Genomic DNA, 14,341 nt, shown 5'->3' with positions numbered 1-14,341 from the left:
ATTTAGGCGTTGGCCGGGTTGCGGACGCGCTCCTCGATATCCTCCAGAGTTTTCAGCACGAGCCGCTTGGCTTCTAGCTTCCAGCCCCATTTTTGAATCGCAATGGCCAGCGCTGTGCCGACAATAGTGGCAAGAAAGTCAACCGGCTGCATAAAGGAAATCCCCAACAACAGGCCCAAGCCCGCAATGCCCCAAAACGGTAAAGCCATTGTCTGCCGCTGGGTTTCCACCAGTTTGGCTAAGCCGCCATCGGGTAGCTCAGCCTGCAACTGGGCTTTAATTTGTTTTTGTTCAGCCGCACTGACCGAGAGGCCAATTTTTTGCCGCAGCTTTTCGATTTTGCGGGCATCGGTGCTGTATTGGGTGAGTTCGTCTTCTGCCATTAAAATCAACCGTTCATACTGGCCCACTGAATTTTTACCTCCTGGTACTATCAAATCGCCCTAAACAAATCCCCTCAAATCGTCTAAATTATCCCAACGTAGGGTTCCGGCTTTTCAAAGACGTTTTAACAAAACGGCTCTACGAGGATGATGGGCAATCCGGTGGATGTGCTTTTACTTGCGCTGTTCTTACCATAAACCACTAAGATCAACCCGAAAACCTTAAATAGATTTGCTATGAGCCAATTTTCGTCGTCTCAGCCTTCGCTTGCGCCCAATCACGCTTCACCAGCCAATCTAATTCAGCGTCGCTTTCCGTGGCTCTATGCGTTTTGGAAGTTTTCTCGCCCTCATACAATCATCGGGACCAGTTTGAGCGTCTTGGGACTGGCCTTGATCGCTTGGGCCGAAAGTCGGGGTAATCAGGTCAGCCTCTGGGTGCTCGTTTGGGCTGGCTTGGGAGCATTGTTCACCTGTCTATGTGGCAATATCTACATCGTTGGCTTAAACCAGCTCGAAGATGTGGCGATTGACCGGGTCAACAAACCCCATCTACCGCTCGCCTCCGGCGAATTTTCCCGCCAGCAAGGATGGACAATTGTCTTGATCACCGGCAGCTTGGCGCTTGTGCTCTCGGCTCTGCAAGGTCAGTTTCTGGTGGCTACCGTCTGGGCGAGTGTGTTGATTGGTACGGCCTATTCCCTGCCACCGATTCGCCTGAAGCGGTTTCCCATCTGGGCCGCGCTCTGCATCTTTTCGGTGCGGGGTGCGATTGTGAATCTGGGCTTGTTTTTACACTTTAACCAGCAGCTCGGCGGGAATTTTGGTATTCCAGCCACCGTTTGGGCGCTAACGCTGTTTGTACTGGTCTTTACCTTCGCGATTGCCATTTTCAAAGACATTCCCGACATTGAGGGCGACCGCCGCTATCACATCAGTACCTTCACGATTCGTCTGGGAGCCGCTGCGGTGTTTAAGCTGGCCCGACTGGTGCTGACGCTTTGCTATCTGGGTATGATCGCCGCCGGATTCTTCTTAACAGGCGTCAATCCGGTATTCTTAGTGACAAGCCATGCCCTGCTGCTGATGCTGCTCTGGTGGCGCAGTATGAGGGTTGATCTGCAATCTAAATCCGAGGTGGCCCGCTTTTACCAGTTCATCTGGAAGCTGTTTTTCTTGGAGTATTTGCTGTTTCCACTGGCTTGTTTACTGCACGGATGAAGCTGGAATTGAGAACATTGCCTGAGGGGAGAGGTGTTAGCGACTCCAACCGCTCACCTTTCCCGCTAATTAACTTTCTTGCCAACTAAACTTTCTTGCCAGCTAAATCGGGATGAGTTGCAAAATTATCGAATGCTAGCGGTTCTGAACTCGACGCCTCTAGACCGCAATGGTGACATGCAGGAAGCTACTTCGTGTTCATAGGCATCATCAGCTTATATCTAAGTTTATCTTTGCAAAACGCAATGATTTTCTAAGCGAAACCAGTAGACGATGAATTGACAAACTATAGGCAGGCAAAGGATTTGAGCCTAAGAGACAAAAAATTGATCTCCTCATAAATAAAGAATCTGACGAAGAAATGTTGAACGGGCTTTAATAAAAGCAACGATCAGCTAAGCTTCTGAATAGGTTTAGATTTTCTTAAGACTCTAAAAAACTGGCAAAGCAGCTTGGCTGGCTGTGATGCTGGGTGTCTCTGCTGGATTCATTTCTTTCCTTTCTTTCCTTACTCTCATTCTCACTTGATAAGCACCTATGTCTATTGTTCCAGGTACTCTTGTTAGGCTTCCCGATGGTCGGAATGGTACGGTGATTCCTGCTCCCATGCGGGCAAAAGGGCGGGTATTGGTCAAAGTGCAAAAAGGCCGCAAGCGCTGGTTTAAGGTTGACGAATGCGTTCCGGTCCTGGTGCGGTATTGATTTCGATAGGTAGGGGCAAAGCATGTGCTAAGTAGTCTATGCACAATTAAACAGACTTATCAGCACATGCTTCGCCCCTACAGGCCATCACGCCACGTGAAATACATCGGTCATAGCGTCAGCACAAGTGTCGGGTGTCTCTTCCGGTGAAGACTTAACGGCTTGGGCCAGGGAATGAGAAATCTGGCGACAGTATTCGTTAAACAGCGGCGAAGTGCGAAACTCCTCAGTGCGGGGATAGGCAGCCTCAATCGCCACATCCGCCACTACTCGCCCTGGACGTGCCGCCATCACCACGACGCGATTCGACAAATAAACCGCTTCGTAAATATTGTGAGTAACGAACACAACGGTCCATTGCTTTTGTCGCCACAGATCGAGCAAGTCGCTGTTGAGCTTGCTGCGGGTCATTTCATCGAGGGCACCAAACGGCTCATATTGAGGACATCAAGTCCTGGACCACCCAAAACAATGTCATTACCATCGCCACCAAAATAGACATCATTACCAACATCCAGGAATACATCGCCCAGCTTGTCATTTCCATTGCCACCGTAGACTGTATCGTTACCTAAACCGCCGTTCAGCGTATCATCGCCATCAGTGCCACTGATAGTATCGTTTCCGGCAAATTGAATCAACGAAGCTGTACCTAGCAGCAGCATTAACAGCGGATTCATGATAAATCCTCTCCTGAGAAAAGATAGTGAAAAATTGCAGTTAAATTGATTGGAATTAGTTATTGGTCATTGATTTAGGTAGGGCAACCAAATGATTTGGCAACCCATGATGCGGACAGCTTGTCCGTAGTGAGCAGGATGCCTGTCCTCCGGTGTAGGTTGATTTTTGTTTATTGCCTGAACCAATGATTACCCTGCCCAGTGGTAAGACGGCTCTAGCCATCACGATTACTCACTGAAGCAAATTGATACATCCCTGAGTGCAAATTAGCACTAAGTAAGAAAAATTACGGCAAGATTCCTTAATTTTTTCATGAAGCTTGTCAGACTTTGAGCAATTCAACTGAAGTAGGTGGAGTAAATTGGGAGACGCATTTCGACTACGCTCAATGCTCGATCACCTGCCTTGAAGGAAGCGGGTTGAGCGCCCAAGAAGAGAGTTGAGCGCACCAAGAAGAGGATTGAGCGCAGCCGAAACCCGATCATTTTGTATTTCTTGAAGGCCCGCTGAGGATTTGTCTGGGCAAACGCAAATTTAAGCAAAAAAGCCCCCGTGCAGGAGAGCAGGGAGCTGTGTAGTTAGTTCTAGTTAGTTCTGGGGCTGCATGTCTTAGTTCGCGGTTAAGCGAGTCAGAACCTGATTCGAGCGTTCCACAAACGCCTTCATGCCGTCTGCATCAAAGCCCTTCTGGGCCATCAGCGCCAAATCATAGACATGCTGACAGATCAAGTTGGCTAGTTCTGCCGAGGGCGACTGGCCGTCTGCTTGAATAATGCTACCCTGACTGATGCTGACCAGGTTTTGAATCAGGGGATGGGAGGTGTTTACCAGCAGCGTGTGCTCTTCCGGAAACTCAACGGCTTGCTGAGTCAGCAGGGCATTCATTTCGCGCATGCGGCGTAGAACTTCGGGCAGCAGCACCATTGCGGGCGGGGTAGCTTCGGCGTTATCGGCCTTGAGCGCTTCGGTGCGGATCGTCAGCTTCGGCTTGTTCAGCGCTTTTTCAAACAGCTCCTTGATCAGTTCGCTGCGGGTCTTGTTGGTGTTGGGGTCCACAATTTCGCTGGGCTTGTCTTTGTCGATCAGCGCCTCATCCAAATCGGCATCCACCCGCGAGAATTTCACATCTGGGTACTCCCGCTCTAGGAAGCTGATGAAATGGGAGTCGATAAAGGAATCCATGAACAGCACTTCCAGACCCCGGCTCTTGTGCAGCTCGATATAGGTCGCTTGGGAAGCCTCATCGGTGCAGTAATAGACCCGGTTTTCGTGGCTGGCTTTGTTGCGCTCTAAATATTCCTTCAGCGTTGTGTAGGACTTGCCATTCAGGACGTTGCTTTGTTCCGACTGGTTGCTGGGAGCAGACACCTCTTGCCAGACATCGCCTTCCCCAGACTGGACTTCTACTGCTGGCGCATCTGTAGCCGGTGGTGCGCTCAAGTCAGCCGTGGTGCGGAAAATTAGAATATCCTCGACCTGCTTCTTAAATTTGTCGTCGTTCATCGAGCCGAACTTGACAAAGGTGCCGAGGTCTTGCCAGCAGCGGATATACTGCGCCCGGTCGTCGCGGTAGAGTTCCTTTAACCGATCGCCGACCTTTTTAGCGATGTAATCAGCGATCTTGCGAACCGTGCGGCCGTTTTGTAAAAAGCTGCGGGAAACGTTGAGCGGGATGTCGGTACTGTCAATGACGCCCCGCAAAGGCAGCAAAAAGCGGGGGATCACCTCTTCGCAGTTGTCGCTGACGAACACCTGATTGCAGAACAGCTTGATTTGGCCCTTAGTGACATCTACGTCTGGCTTCAGCTTGGGGAAGTAGAGAATGCCGTTGACCACGAAGGGATAGTCGGTGTTCAAGTGGACCCACAGCAGCGGGTCTTCCTGGAATGGATAGAGGTAGCGATAGAACTCTAGATAATCCTCCTGGCTGAGGCTACTGGGCGACTCCTTCCAGGGTGCTTTCTGGCGGTTAATCTGCTCCCCATCCAACTTGATCGGGAAGGGCATGAAGTCGCAGTATTTTTTCACCAACTGGTTGATCCGGTAGGATTCCAGGTACTCCTGCTCTTCTTCCATCAGGGTGAGGGTGACGGTGGTGCCCACGCTGGAGCGTTCCGAGTCGCTCAATTCAAACTGGGTCGAGCCATCGCAAGACCAGTGCACTGCTTGAGCACCTTCTTTGTAGGACAGAGTGTCAATTTCAACCCGCGATGCCACCATGAACGACGAGTAGAAGCCCAGACCAAAGTGACCAATAATTTGCTGATCGCTGCTGTTCTTATACTTTTCGACAAATTCCTCAGCGCTGGAAAAGGCAACTTGGTTGATATACTTCTTCACTTCATCGGCGGTCATGCCAATGCCCGTATCCGAGACCGACAGCTTCTTGTTCTCCTTGTCGATCGTAATCACAATTTCCGGTTCGCCGATCTCGCCATTGTACTCTCCCGACCGAGACACCATTCGCAGTTTTTGAATCGCGTCTACGGCGTTAGAAATCAGCTCTCGCAGAAAGATTTCGTGATCGGAATAGAGCCATTTTTTGATAATCGGGAAGATATTTTCAGTATGGATAGAAATATTGCCCTGTTCCAGAATCGTTGTCATACGTCTGTTTCAAGATAGAAGGACAGTTTGCGGTCAATTCTCATCACTCAAGCATCGCTTACCCAAACTTCTAGGTTGGAAAGTATGGGTTGGCCTATGCTCCACCAGCGTTGATTCGCGCCACAAGATTTGTGCCACAAGTACCAGATTGCTATCCATTTTAAGCAGAAAGGCTGAGTCCCACGCGAGATCGGATTTCCCTACAGTTGCTCTTCCGGTAGAGGCGACATGTATAGCCGGCCAGCTAAGCTTATAGCACAACCGAGTGAGGTGGAAGCCCTATGAACTACTACCTGGGGTACGTCATTGAAGCGGTGGAGACAGAACAAGGCTGGGTTGGGATTTGGCATCACCAACTCGTGGGTCGGATTGAGATTCAGTTCTTCCCGAATGCCCAGGCGGCCTTAGTCTTACTGATGGAGCTGATTGATCGCGATGTGGCTGCCAGTAGCTTGATGAAGCTAGTGGATGAGTGGTTTGAGGAAGGGCGGCTCGACGAGTTGGAGCACCATCAGGTCACAAATTCCCTGGTTCAAAGCGAGGAATGTACTCAAACGGGCCGTCTTTTTCTTCTACATCGGTCAAATAAATAATTGTTTTCAGCATGCGCCGATCTTCCAGGTCTTGGTGCCAAAATTCGGTTGTTACCGGGGAAGGATTGGCAAAGTCGCGCCGCAGATGTATGCCCTGAAATGCTATGGGTAGCCCAATGTAGTTTTCCACCATGCTGAGCAACCGCGATTCCTGACCCCAGTTCGCAAACTCGGTCAGATCAGTCACTGTGAAAATGTGGGGAGGAAGCAATTGGGGCGGTTGGTTGGCATGATCATTTGCAAACGTTTGTTTGGGGCGGATACTCTCCATGACATCGAGGTAATGTCTGGCTGCCTGGAGCATTGCCGCTGATGAGGCAAATCCCAATTCGTCCAGCGAGGTGATAAATACTCCTTCCCGTTTGCAGGCAGCTACCGCCCGCTGACCAAGCGCATCGAGTGTTGGCAAGTGGCGAGCATGCTGTTTCAGTTGGAGATAATAGGCAATTTCAGCCGGAATTTGGGCAACTTGGGCTGCTTTGCGCTCTAGCTTTTTCTGTACATTTGCTAACATCGTTGCATCTCGCTCAATTACGCTACTGAGAATCTACAAGTTCTTTAGCTGTGCTGCTGAATCCGGGCATTCGTACTTCTGCCAGTTTTATAGCGGTATTCCTACCCAGGGTGCAGCTCAGCAAGAAGCTGATATAGGCAGCCACAACTCGACTGGACCAGCGGGGCGCTTTCCAGAAGCACCAAAGATAATACTTTAGGTTGTTCAGCACGTTTCGGCTAATAAAATCCTCTTCAGCCATGTGTAGCATCATTTTTTGACAAAACTGGCGAGGATAGCCAATTTGATAGAGCTTACTGTAGAGCTCAGGAATATCGAAGTAGCGAATTTTGAACCAAGCTTTTGGGTCTTTTTGCCAATAGCTGACGCCAGTTGTACATTCTACAAAGGTCTTTTCCGTGACTAAAACATTGCCTTTGGTGGCACAATAACCGTTCCAGTAAGCTAACCCACCCCAGTTCTGTAAACTCTCTTGCCACGACTGATATGCTTCTCGCCCAAACTGCGTCCGAAAAATCGTGGCGCTAATAAAAATCACGCTACCAATATTTTCTTGGATGTGTTTCTGAAAAACTGCTTTGCTATCGGGTAGATTGATATCGTCTTCAACCCGCTTGAGCCAAGGTTCTGGACTGAAATAGCCTGTTGTAACATTGCGCTCGCAGAAGTTGAGGTACAACAGCGAAAGATCAGTCCTAGTTTTAAGCGTCGAAACGACTAGAGCAACTGTCCCATCATCAACCTTGTCATCATCTCCCAAAATCCAGGTATAGCGTCCTGTAGCAGCATTAAGACAGTAGGCAAAGTTCCGCATCCACCCCAAATTTTCTGGATGGCGGTTCGTACGAAACACAACGGGGCTGGCCGATTGCCATTTTTTGATTACCGCAGGCGTTTCATCCTGCGAACAATTATCCGACACGAGGATTTCGCAGTCTGCGCCAAGCTCGTTTACTTCTTGGAGTAACCACGCAAGCTGCCGATCTAGCATCTGAGCGCGATTAAAGGTAGGAATGCAAATTGAAAGAAGTTTTTCCATGAATGGTAGTCACCCCAATATTGATCAGCACGTTAGGTCAGGCACACGCTCAGTCACACCAAAGCTAGCCATAACGGTGAAGGGCAGGACTAAGCCAATGTATCGGGAAGGAAACAATTGATTTGTAAAAATCTAGACAATGGTTTAAGTTCCTGCCCCCAGAATTCTAATAAAGTTTACTCCTTGTTCACCATCCTTGATCGGCAAATTTCTACAAATTACTAGTCGTTATATGAAGCAATGATGAAGCACCAGCACAAAATATTGAGAAGCCATAAACCTGCTCTCTTCTTATAGCATCTATCTATCGGCAAATTTTTATATTTAAGTTCTGTCATTCCTTCTTAAAAAGATATATTCTGACGAACATTGGCTGATTCTAGAGACCTTCCTCTAAAAAGCCACTACGTTCGAGAACTAGTCTTCACTTCATCCGTTCTCATTCTCGCCTCTTGCTGATTTCTTTGTCCCAAACCTGGAGTAATCGTTTTTCTATGTATTTACCCTTGACACACCTTCTCTAAAGGAGATGGTTATGACCAAACAAATGGAACCGAATCAGGCTACATTCAGTCCTGAGAACCCAACCAGTATCAGCACTCAGAGTCAACCCATTGTGCTAGTTTGCGCTGCCGATGAAAATTACGCCATGCCGATGACGGTGATGGTTTATTCGGCTTTGAGCAATTTAAAAAACAACCAGCAAAAGCTGCTGCTCTATATTCTGGATGGAGGCATTTGGCCAGCAACCCAGCAAAAGGTTGTAAATTCCCTGCGTCAGTTTAAGCAACTCGAAATCAATTGGACTCAACCGGAGCCGGCGTTGTTTCAAGACCTGTCGGTGACTCGTTACTTAACCCGAACTGCCTATTATCGTTTGTTAATGCCCCAAGTGTTGCCTAGCCACCTCAACAAAGCCATTTATTTAGACTGTGACATGATTGTGCAAGGTGATCTAACAGGGCTGTGGCAAATGGATCTGGGAGAGCATTACGTGCTTGCTGTGCTAGACGATAATCAGCCATTAGTGTCAATGGCAGTAGGGTTGAGTAACTATCGTGAGTTGGGGTTGAATCCCAATCAAAAATACTTTAACTCCGGCCTGTTAGTTGTCAATCTCAAGAAATGGCGAGTAGAGAACATCGGAATGAAAGTAATTGAGTACAGTAAACGAAATCGTGAATATATTCGAGACGCCGATCAGGACGGGTTAAACGCTGTCTTTGCCGGAAATTGGGGAGAACTTGATCCACGTTGGAATCAAATGCCGCGAATATACACCTATGAGTCTTGGCAAGATAGCCCCTATGACCAGACGCAGTATGAATTATTGAAGAATAACCCGCTCATTATTCACTATACCAATGCTCCCAAACCCTGGCGAAGCGGCTGCCAGCATCCGGCGACTGGCTTATTTTATGCCTACCTCGACCAAACTGCTTGGTCTGGTTGGCGAGATACTTGGTGGCGAGGAGTGGCCCGCAAAGCTCAGAAGGATGTCGGTAAAGTGAAGCGGGGACTGCATCGCCTCGGCCCATGGTGCTAACCCTGGGCTTGTTGATTTCAGAACTTGCCAGTTTCAAAAGCGGTGTGCTAGGATATGAATTCGTGAGCGAGGGCTTGTAGCTCAGTGGACTAGAGCACGTGGCTACGGACCACGGTGTCGGGGGTTCGAATCCCTCCTAGCCCGTCTAGTGTAGAGAGAACAAGAGAATAGAGAGCGAAAATGGGTGAGGAGCAGACGTATATCTTGCTCCCTTTTTATTGGTTAGCTTTTTAGTTGGTTTTATGCATGCGAGGATATCGTCTGAAGTCCTTCAAATCGTCCGAGACCGTGGTCGATATGAACAACATGATCGCCGGGCTTTAGATCGCGAAAATCCGAGACAAAGGCATTTAGCTTGGAGCGACGCTGCCTTTGTTCTTTCGGACGCGGCTTCGAACCCAGGTCTTCGCCAAAAATATCGGATTCGGTGATGTATGCAAGGGCTTGAGCCGGAAGTTCAAAACCGGATGAGAGATCGCCGATAATTATCGCGTCGTGATCGACGCTCATGTCATATTCTCTGAAGATCTCCTCCATCCTTTCTGCCATTCCGCTTGAACGCATTACAAAACGGTTATCAAGATGCGGAACCGAAGATCTTATATGTCCGGCAAATTCTGCAAGCCGTCCGCCAAAATTTCTTGTTGGTCGAGAGGTTATCTCGAACTCAAACCCTTTCTCTGCCGTCGAAAAAAGGAAAAGCGGCGCACGTTCATCTGAAGTGCCAGCGGCATCGATCGAGAGTTCTTCATCGGTGTTGGCGGCGGCACATCCTAGCGCACGTAGGTCGATCCGCGTGCGTGATCTGTGAAGATGTGCACGCAGCTCTGTCGGTTCGAGATAAAGCGAAGAGGGCGGTATTCCTATCTGGCCAAGTTCGGCATTCTGGTGATACCGCCTTTGCGCGTCCTCAAAAAAGATCCGAGCATTTTCTTCGACCACGGTCGGCTCATCGATGACGAAAATCGCATCTTCGATCAGATCGAAGACGGAACCGCCAAGTGGCCGGATCATAGGCAGCAAGAATTCCCACCCGCCGAATGTTTCTCCCGCATCGGCAAAATCCGTCCTGTCTTTCAGGGCTCGAGCGAATGACCCGTCCGAAAAAGCCTCTTTCGCATATTCGCTCCAAAGACGCATATCGTCTGCGGTTACGGAATATTCGCGCATCGGTGCAATATCGACGGAACGAACCGTGCGGTTTGAAAGCTGAGTTCCGGGATCGAATTCACGGATCGAATCGACCGTGTCACCAAAGAATTCGATGCGCACTGGAAGATCATCGCCAGGCGGCCAAACATCAACTATGCCTCCGCGAAGTGAGAACTGACCTACATTCGCTATAGGTTCTTCACTGACATAGCCGGCCGCGATCAGACGCTTTGTTAATAGCTCCGGGTCCGTTTCCGAATCAATTTCTAGCCGGATCGAGAGCTTTTCGATCTCGTCCGCGGATGGTAAGCGCGTCAATAAGGAACGGATAGGAAGTGTGAGAAGCCCGACAGAACCGGATCGCAAATGGTGCAGCGTCAAAGCACGCATCTCGAGGGTTTCGGCGTGCGGTGAGAGACCGGAATGAATGTCGGTCTCAAATGCCGGCAGCGAGGCGGCCGCGTTCCTGCGATCAATAAAAAAAGCGATGTCGCGACGCAATTCTTCAGCAGATGTGTTGGTATCGGTAACGATCGCGAAACGCTTCCTTGTCTGATGATACAATGCGGCCAGAACAAAAGCTTTGCTTGACGCAGAGGTCAGTCCACTGAGCGTGATCAGACGTTCGCCTTCAGCGACAGCGCGGGCCGCGTCTTCAAATAACCATCCTACTTCCTTACCGGTTTGCATAAACGCAGATAGCCATAGAAAACATTTTTGGCGGGGCTGATTGCTTCCACCACGCGCGTTTCCTATGGATATTTCAATTTTGCCACATCGGTGAGAAGTTTGCTGTGTCCGAAGGGGTTTTCTATAATCAATGCTTCCGCAAAGCGAGAAAACATGGACATTTCCTCATTTGAACAGATCATCGAGCCTAACGATCAGGTCGAAGCTCGCCGTGAGCATTTAGAGAAGCTGCGTGAGCTGGTTGGTAATGTATATCCGAACAAATTCACGCGTTCGATGATAACGGACGGTGAAGATACCATTTCAGCTATAAAGTCTTTCAGTTTGGTCGTGAGGATCGAAGAACAGATGGCCGAGATCAAGGCCGAACTGAAAGAGGGCGAACGCCCGCCTGCCGAAAAGAAAGATGCGTTTAATGAAGAGCTAAAGACTGCCGGAAGAGTGCGGATCGCGGGACGGTTGACAACGCCGATCCGCGGAAATTTTGTTCACTTGACGGACGGCATTTCAAAGCTCCAGATCTACTGCAAGAAAGGTGCTTTCAGCGTAATTCACAATGACAGGCAGGAACTGCTCGACTTTCCGAACTCGTGGAATGTATGGCAGTTGCTGGATCACGGTGATTTTATCGGCGCGGAAGGGTATTTGTTCGTAACGAATACCGGAGAGGTCTCGATCCACGTTGAGAAGCTGCAATTTCTTGCCAAGGCAATGCTTCCTATGCCGGACAAGGTGCACGGCATCGCTGACCCGGAGATACGCCAGCGGCAGCGTTATGCAGACCTGATCGCTTCTAGCCTGCAGGTTGAGCATGATGGGCTGACCACGCGTGAGGTTTTTGAGCGCCGTGCAAAACTTATCTCTTCGATCCGGGGCTTTTTGGAAGACCACGGCTACATCGAGGTTGAAACGCCGATGTTGACTCCAAAGGCGACCGGAGCCGCAGCCAAGCCTTTCAAGACGCACCATAATGCTCTTGACATAGATCTTTACGCGCGCATCGCACCTGAGCTTTATCTAAAGCGGCTGGTCGTCGGCGGCTTCGAAAAGGTTTATGAGCTCAACCGCAACTTCCGCAACGAAGGCATCTCGTACAAGCATAACCCCGAATTCACAATGCTCGAATTCTACTGTGCCTACATGGATGTGAATGGCATGATGGACTTTTGCGAAAAGCTGATCCAGGAGAGCGTCAGAAAAGCGACAGGTGGTTTAGTGGTCGAATATGAAGGAGATCAGATAGATTTCTCTGCCTTCCGCCGTATCTCTATGTTGGAGGCTGTTGGTACTGCTGAGGGGGGCGGCTCCGATCTACTCGAACGCTTTGAGAATGACGTTGAGCACACGCTTATTCAACCAACCTTCATCATTGATTTCCCAAAGTCCGTCTCACCGCTTTCGAAGGCTTCGCCGGAGAATCCAAACATCGCGGAGCGGTTCGAATTGTTCATTAACGGGATGGAGGTTGCGAACGGTTTTAGCGAGCTTAACGATCCGCGTGAGCAATACGAACGGTTTGTTGATCAAATGGGCAAACGTGAACGCGGCGACGAAGAGGCGATGGTCTTGGACGAAGACTACATTAGAGCCCTCAGCTACGGAATGCCGCCGGCGGCCGGTATCGGTATCGGCATCGACCGCCTAACCATGCTTGTTACAAACAAACACTCGATCCGCGACGTGATACTCTTTCCCCATATGCGGCCCGAAAAGGCTCAGCAGGCATCCGAAACTAAAACTTCAGAAAACTAGATATTGGAAATTTGATCGCAACTCGAGAGAAACGTCTTCGGCTTATCATGGATCAGGGTTCCTCAGGATCACCGGGGTGGCTGGGGTGACTGGGTTCTTCAGGATGACCCGGATAGTCAGGATGACCGGGATGACCGGGATGGCCAGGATGATCCGGATAATCCGGCACATGGGATGAGCCACCGCCAGGAACTGGATAGGGTACGGGTACGGGGAACGGTTCTGGGACCTTAATCACCTTAGTCCGGCCTGGAGATTCAACATATTCGGTTCTGGTTTTTAGGATCACCTGCGGTTCTGGCTGGGGTGGAGTCAGGGTCGATACAAACCCAGGAGCCAATCGCTCGGTGGCAAACTTGATATACACATCTCGGTTGTAGGCATAGTCACCTGCTACTGCCGTTTTATAAACCTGATCAAACTGAGAGCGCACATCCCAATAGCGGCTGCCCGTTTGTAACCAGCCCGCAATTTGCCGCCCAATCGCCAACCGTTCGGCATCCGTGAGGCGGCGATGCTCCACCGACTGTAGCGCCTGGGACAGATCGTAGAGATAATCATTCTCGGCTTGGCTGAGGGCTACAATGGGTGCCGGTTGGCGCGCGGGAACGGCCCGTTCAGGTTGAGGAACTGGCTGGCTGGCATTACTGTAATTAATCGGCTGGGGTGCCTGATTCTGCCATTGCTGGAATGCAGTCCATCCTCCCAACGCACCTGCGGTTAAGCCAACTCCGATTCCCAATCCCGCGATTATCTGCCCGAAACGCATCGTCCTCATCCTCGTAGTAGCGGATATTCCCTTTCTACAAAGGCAGATCTACCTGTTCCGTGTAAGTTTACAGAAATACAGACAAAGCTACAAAAGGTGAACGAATTAGTAGACTATTCTGTGATTAGGGAGAATGGAAGGGCAGGAGAGCCAGAGAGGATGGCAACGGGGATAGCGAGATTGCTAGACTAGAATTGGCAGTTTGCTGCATCCTAAGAAATCACCAACCTAATTCGCCAACAGCGACACATGGGCAGAAACAACCCGCCAGCCCTGATCTGTGCGTAACCAGGTTTGGCTTTGTCGCCCCGATTGCCCAGAACGCTGAAACTCGGTGTTAACCGTTGCAAAATCAGTGCCATAGGTGGTGATTATGGTATTGCTGAGAGTCCGGGCTAGCCCTGCTGGGGCACGGGCCGAGCGAAATGCGGCAATCGCCTCATAGCCATAGAGATTTTCGGTGACGCCATAGCGAACAGTATGAGGACTTGACCAGAACAATTCATCTAATACAGCGACATCGTTACTGACAAGGGCAGCCTCATAGCGTTCGAAGGCAGATTTTACTTCAGCGACCACTGCGGGTAGATTGATTTCTGACATAGTTTGTTAACGCATAAAACACTGTATATGAAAATACCCTGTACGCTACTGCCATAGCTCATACAGGACTATTTCATGCAGCAATTATG

14 protein-coding genes and 1 tRNA gene are annotated in these 14,341 nt (G+C 49.7%); 6 read left to right on the top strand and 9 right to left on the bottom strand.

Features of this window, described 5'->3' with window-relative positions; translation table 11 throughout:
* Positions 1-2 precede the first annotated feature (2 nt).
* Complete coding sequence (locus JVX88_RS14970) at positions 3-383, bottom strand: hypothetical protein (RefSeq protein WP_317134639.1); 381 nt, start codon at positions 381-383, stop codon at positions 3-5.
* A 237-nt stretch (positions 384-620) separates the two neighbouring features.
* Between JVX88_RS14970 and JVX88_RS14965 the strand changes: the two genes are divergently transcribed.
* Together JVX88_RS14965 and JVX88_RS14960 are read left to right on the top strand one after the other, a co-directional pair.
* Positions 621-1,604, top strand: coding sequence for a homogentisate phytyltransferase (locus JVX88_RS14965; RefSeq protein WP_211628113.1), 984 nt, complete (start codon positions 621-623; stop codon positions 1,602-1,604).
* Between the two features lie 537 nt (positions 1,605-2,141).
* Entirely contained in the window at positions 2,142-2,306 is a 165-nt protein-coding gene (locus JVX88_RS14960; protein ID WP_211628112.1) for a hypothetical protein, read from the top strand.
* A gap of 87 nt (positions 2,307-2,393) precedes the next feature.
* Here JVX88_RS14960 and JVX88_RS14955 read toward each other — a convergent pair whose 3' ends face one another.
* From JVX88_RS14955 to htpG, 3 genes are all read right to left on the bottom strand, one after another.
* Positions 2,394-2,717 carry a hypothetical protein gene (locus JVX88_RS14955; protein WP_263975539.1) on the bottom strand — a complete coding sequence of 108 codons (324 nt, stop codon included), beginning with the start codon at positions 2,715-2,717 and terminating at the stop codon, positions 2,394-2,396.
* Positions 2,714-2,986: a calcium-binding protein gene (locus JVX88_RS14950; protein ID WP_211628111.1), complete on the bottom strand. Its 273-nt coding sequence runs from the start codon at positions 2,984-2,986 to the stop codon at positions 2,714-2,716. Before JVX88_RS14950 ends, JVX88_RS14955 begins: the two co-directional genes overlap by 4 nt.
* 610 nt (positions 2,987-3,596) lie before the next feature.
* Complete coding sequence (gene htpG, locus JVX88_RS14945) at positions 3,597-5,594, bottom strand: molecular chaperone HtpG (RefSeq protein WP_211628110.1); 1,998 nt, start codon at positions 5,592-5,594, stop codon at positions 3,597-3,599.
* A gap of 281 nt (positions 5,595-5,875) precedes the next feature.
* On the opposite strand from htpG, the gene JVX88_RS14940 reads away from it, so the two are divergent.
* Positions 5,876-6,187, top strand: a complete 312-nt coding sequence (locus tag JVX88_RS14940; RefSeq protein WP_211628109.1) for a hypothetical protein — start codon at positions 5,876-5,878, stop codon at positions 6,185-6,187.
* On the opposite strand, the gene JVX88_RS14935 is transcribed toward JVX88_RS14940, so the two are convergent.
* Both JVX88_RS14935 and JVX88_RS14930 read right to left on the bottom strand, forming a co-directional pair.
* Positions 6,111-6,701 (bottom strand): hypothetical protein, encoded by a 591-nt coding sequence (locus tag JVX88_RS14935; RefSeq protein WP_211628108.1) that lies wholly within the window; start codon positions 6,699-6,701, stop codon positions 6,111-6,113. The two genes, JVX88_RS14940 and JVX88_RS14935, sit on opposite strands and share 77 nt — an antisense overlap.
* 22 nt (positions 6,702-6,723) lie before the next feature.
* Positions 6,724-7,740: a glycosyltransferase family 2 protein gene (locus JVX88_RS14930; protein WP_211628107.1), complete on the bottom strand. Its 1,017-nt coding sequence runs from the start codon at positions 7,738-7,740 to the stop codon at positions 6,724-6,726.
* Between the two features lie 535 nt (positions 7,741-8,275).
* On the opposite strand from JVX88_RS14930, the gene JVX88_RS14925 reads away from it, so the two are divergent.
* Positions 8,276-9,286: a glycosyltransferase family 8 protein gene (locus JVX88_RS14925; RefSeq protein ID WP_211628106.1), complete on the top strand. Its 1,011-nt coding sequence runs from the start codon at positions 8,276-8,278 to the stop codon at positions 9,284-9,286.
* A 70-nt stretch (positions 9,287-9,356) separates the two neighbouring features.
* Positions 9,357-9,430 (top strand) — tRNA-Arg (locus JVX88_RS14920).
* Positions 9,431-9,526: 96 nt separating this feature from the next.
* Here JVX88_RS14920 and JVX88_RS14915 read toward each other — a convergent pair.
* A complete protein-coding gene (locus tag JVX88_RS14915) occupies positions 9,527-11,128 on the bottom strand; it encodes a CarD family transcriptional regulator (protein ID WP_211628105.1) in 1,602 nt (533 codons plus the stop codon).
* Between the two features lie 27 nt (positions 11,129-11,155).
* Here JVX88_RS14915 and JVX88_RS14910 point away from each other — a divergent pair, with 27 nt between their 5' ends.
* On the top strand, positions 11,156-12,880 hold the full coding sequence (locus tag JVX88_RS14910) for a lysine--tRNA ligase (protein ID WP_225931417.1): 1,725 nt from the start codon (positions 11,156-11,158) through the stop codon (positions 12,878-12,880).
* A 52-nt stretch (positions 12,881-12,932) separates the two neighbouring features.
* Here the strand turns inward: JVX88_RS14910 and JVX88_RS14905 are convergent, their stop codons facing one another.
* Together JVX88_RS14905 and hpxZ are read right to left on the bottom strand one after the other, a co-directional pair.
* Entirely contained in the window at positions 12,933-13,649 is a 717-nt protein-coding gene (locus JVX88_RS14905; protein WP_211628104.1) for a hypothetical protein, read from the bottom strand.
* Between the two features lie 228 nt (positions 13,650-13,877).
* A complete protein-coding gene (gene hpxZ, locus JVX88_RS14900) occupies positions 13,878-14,252 on the bottom strand; it encodes an oxalurate catabolism protein HpxZ (protein ID WP_211628103.1) in 375 nt (124 codons plus the stop codon).
* Between the last annotated feature and the right edge of the window lie 89 nt (positions 14,253-14,341).

Source organism: Leptolyngbya sp. 7M, from assembly GCF_018128485.1.
Note: the sequence above shows the minus strand (reverse complement) of the source record. Positions and strands in the feature narration are given on the sequence as shown.

Coding starts and splice junctions, on each gene's coding strand:
- JVX88_RS14970 (WP_317134639.1), bottom strand. CDS start 383: ATGGCAGAAGACGAACTCACCCAATACAGCACCGATGCCCGCAAAATC.
- JVX88_RS14965 (WP_211628113.1), top strand. CDS start 621: ATGAGCCAATTTTCGTCGTCTCAGCCTTCGCTTGCGCCCAATCACGCT.
- JVX88_RS14960 (WP_211628112.1), top strand. CDS start 2,142: ATGTCTATTGTTCCAGGTACTCTTGTTAGGCTTCCCGATGGTCGGAAT.
- JVX88_RS14955 (WP_263975539.1), bottom strand. CDS start 2,717: ATGACCCGCAGCAAGCTCAACAGCGACTTGCTCGATCTGTGGCGACAA.
- JVX88_RS14950 (WP_211628111.1), bottom strand. CDS start 2,986: ATGAATCCGCTGTTAATGCTGCTGCTAGGTACAGCTTCGTTGATTCAA.
- htpG (WP_211628110.1), bottom strand. CDS start 5,594: ATGACAACGATTCTGGAACAGGGCAATATTTCTATCCATACTGAAAAT.
- JVX88_RS14940 (WP_211628109.1), top strand. CDS start 5,876: ATGAACTACTACCTGGGGTACGTCATTGAAGCGGTGGAGACAGAACAA.
- JVX88_RS14935 (WP_211628108.1), bottom strand. CDS start 6,701: ATGTTAGCAAATGTACAGAAAAAGCTAGAGCGCAAAGCAGCCCAAGTT.
- JVX88_RS14930 (WP_211628107.1), bottom strand. CDS start 7,740: ATGGAAAAACTTCTTTCAATTTGCATTCCTACCTTTAATCGCGCTCAG.
- JVX88_RS14925 (WP_211628106.1), top strand. CDS start 8,276: ATGACCAAACAAATGGAACCGAATCAGGCTACATTCAGTCCTGAGAAC.
- JVX88_RS14915 (WP_211628105.1), bottom strand. CDS start 11,128: ATGCAAACCGGTAAGGAAGTAGGATGGTTATTTGAAGACGCGGCCCGC.
- JVX88_RS14905 (WP_211628104.1), bottom strand. CDS start 13,649: ATGCGTTTCGGGCAGATAATCGCGGGATTGGGAATCGGAGTTGGCTTA.
- hpxZ (WP_211628103.1), bottom strand. CDS start 14,252: ATGTCAGAAATCAATCTACCCGCAGTGGTCGCTGAAGTAAAATCTGCC.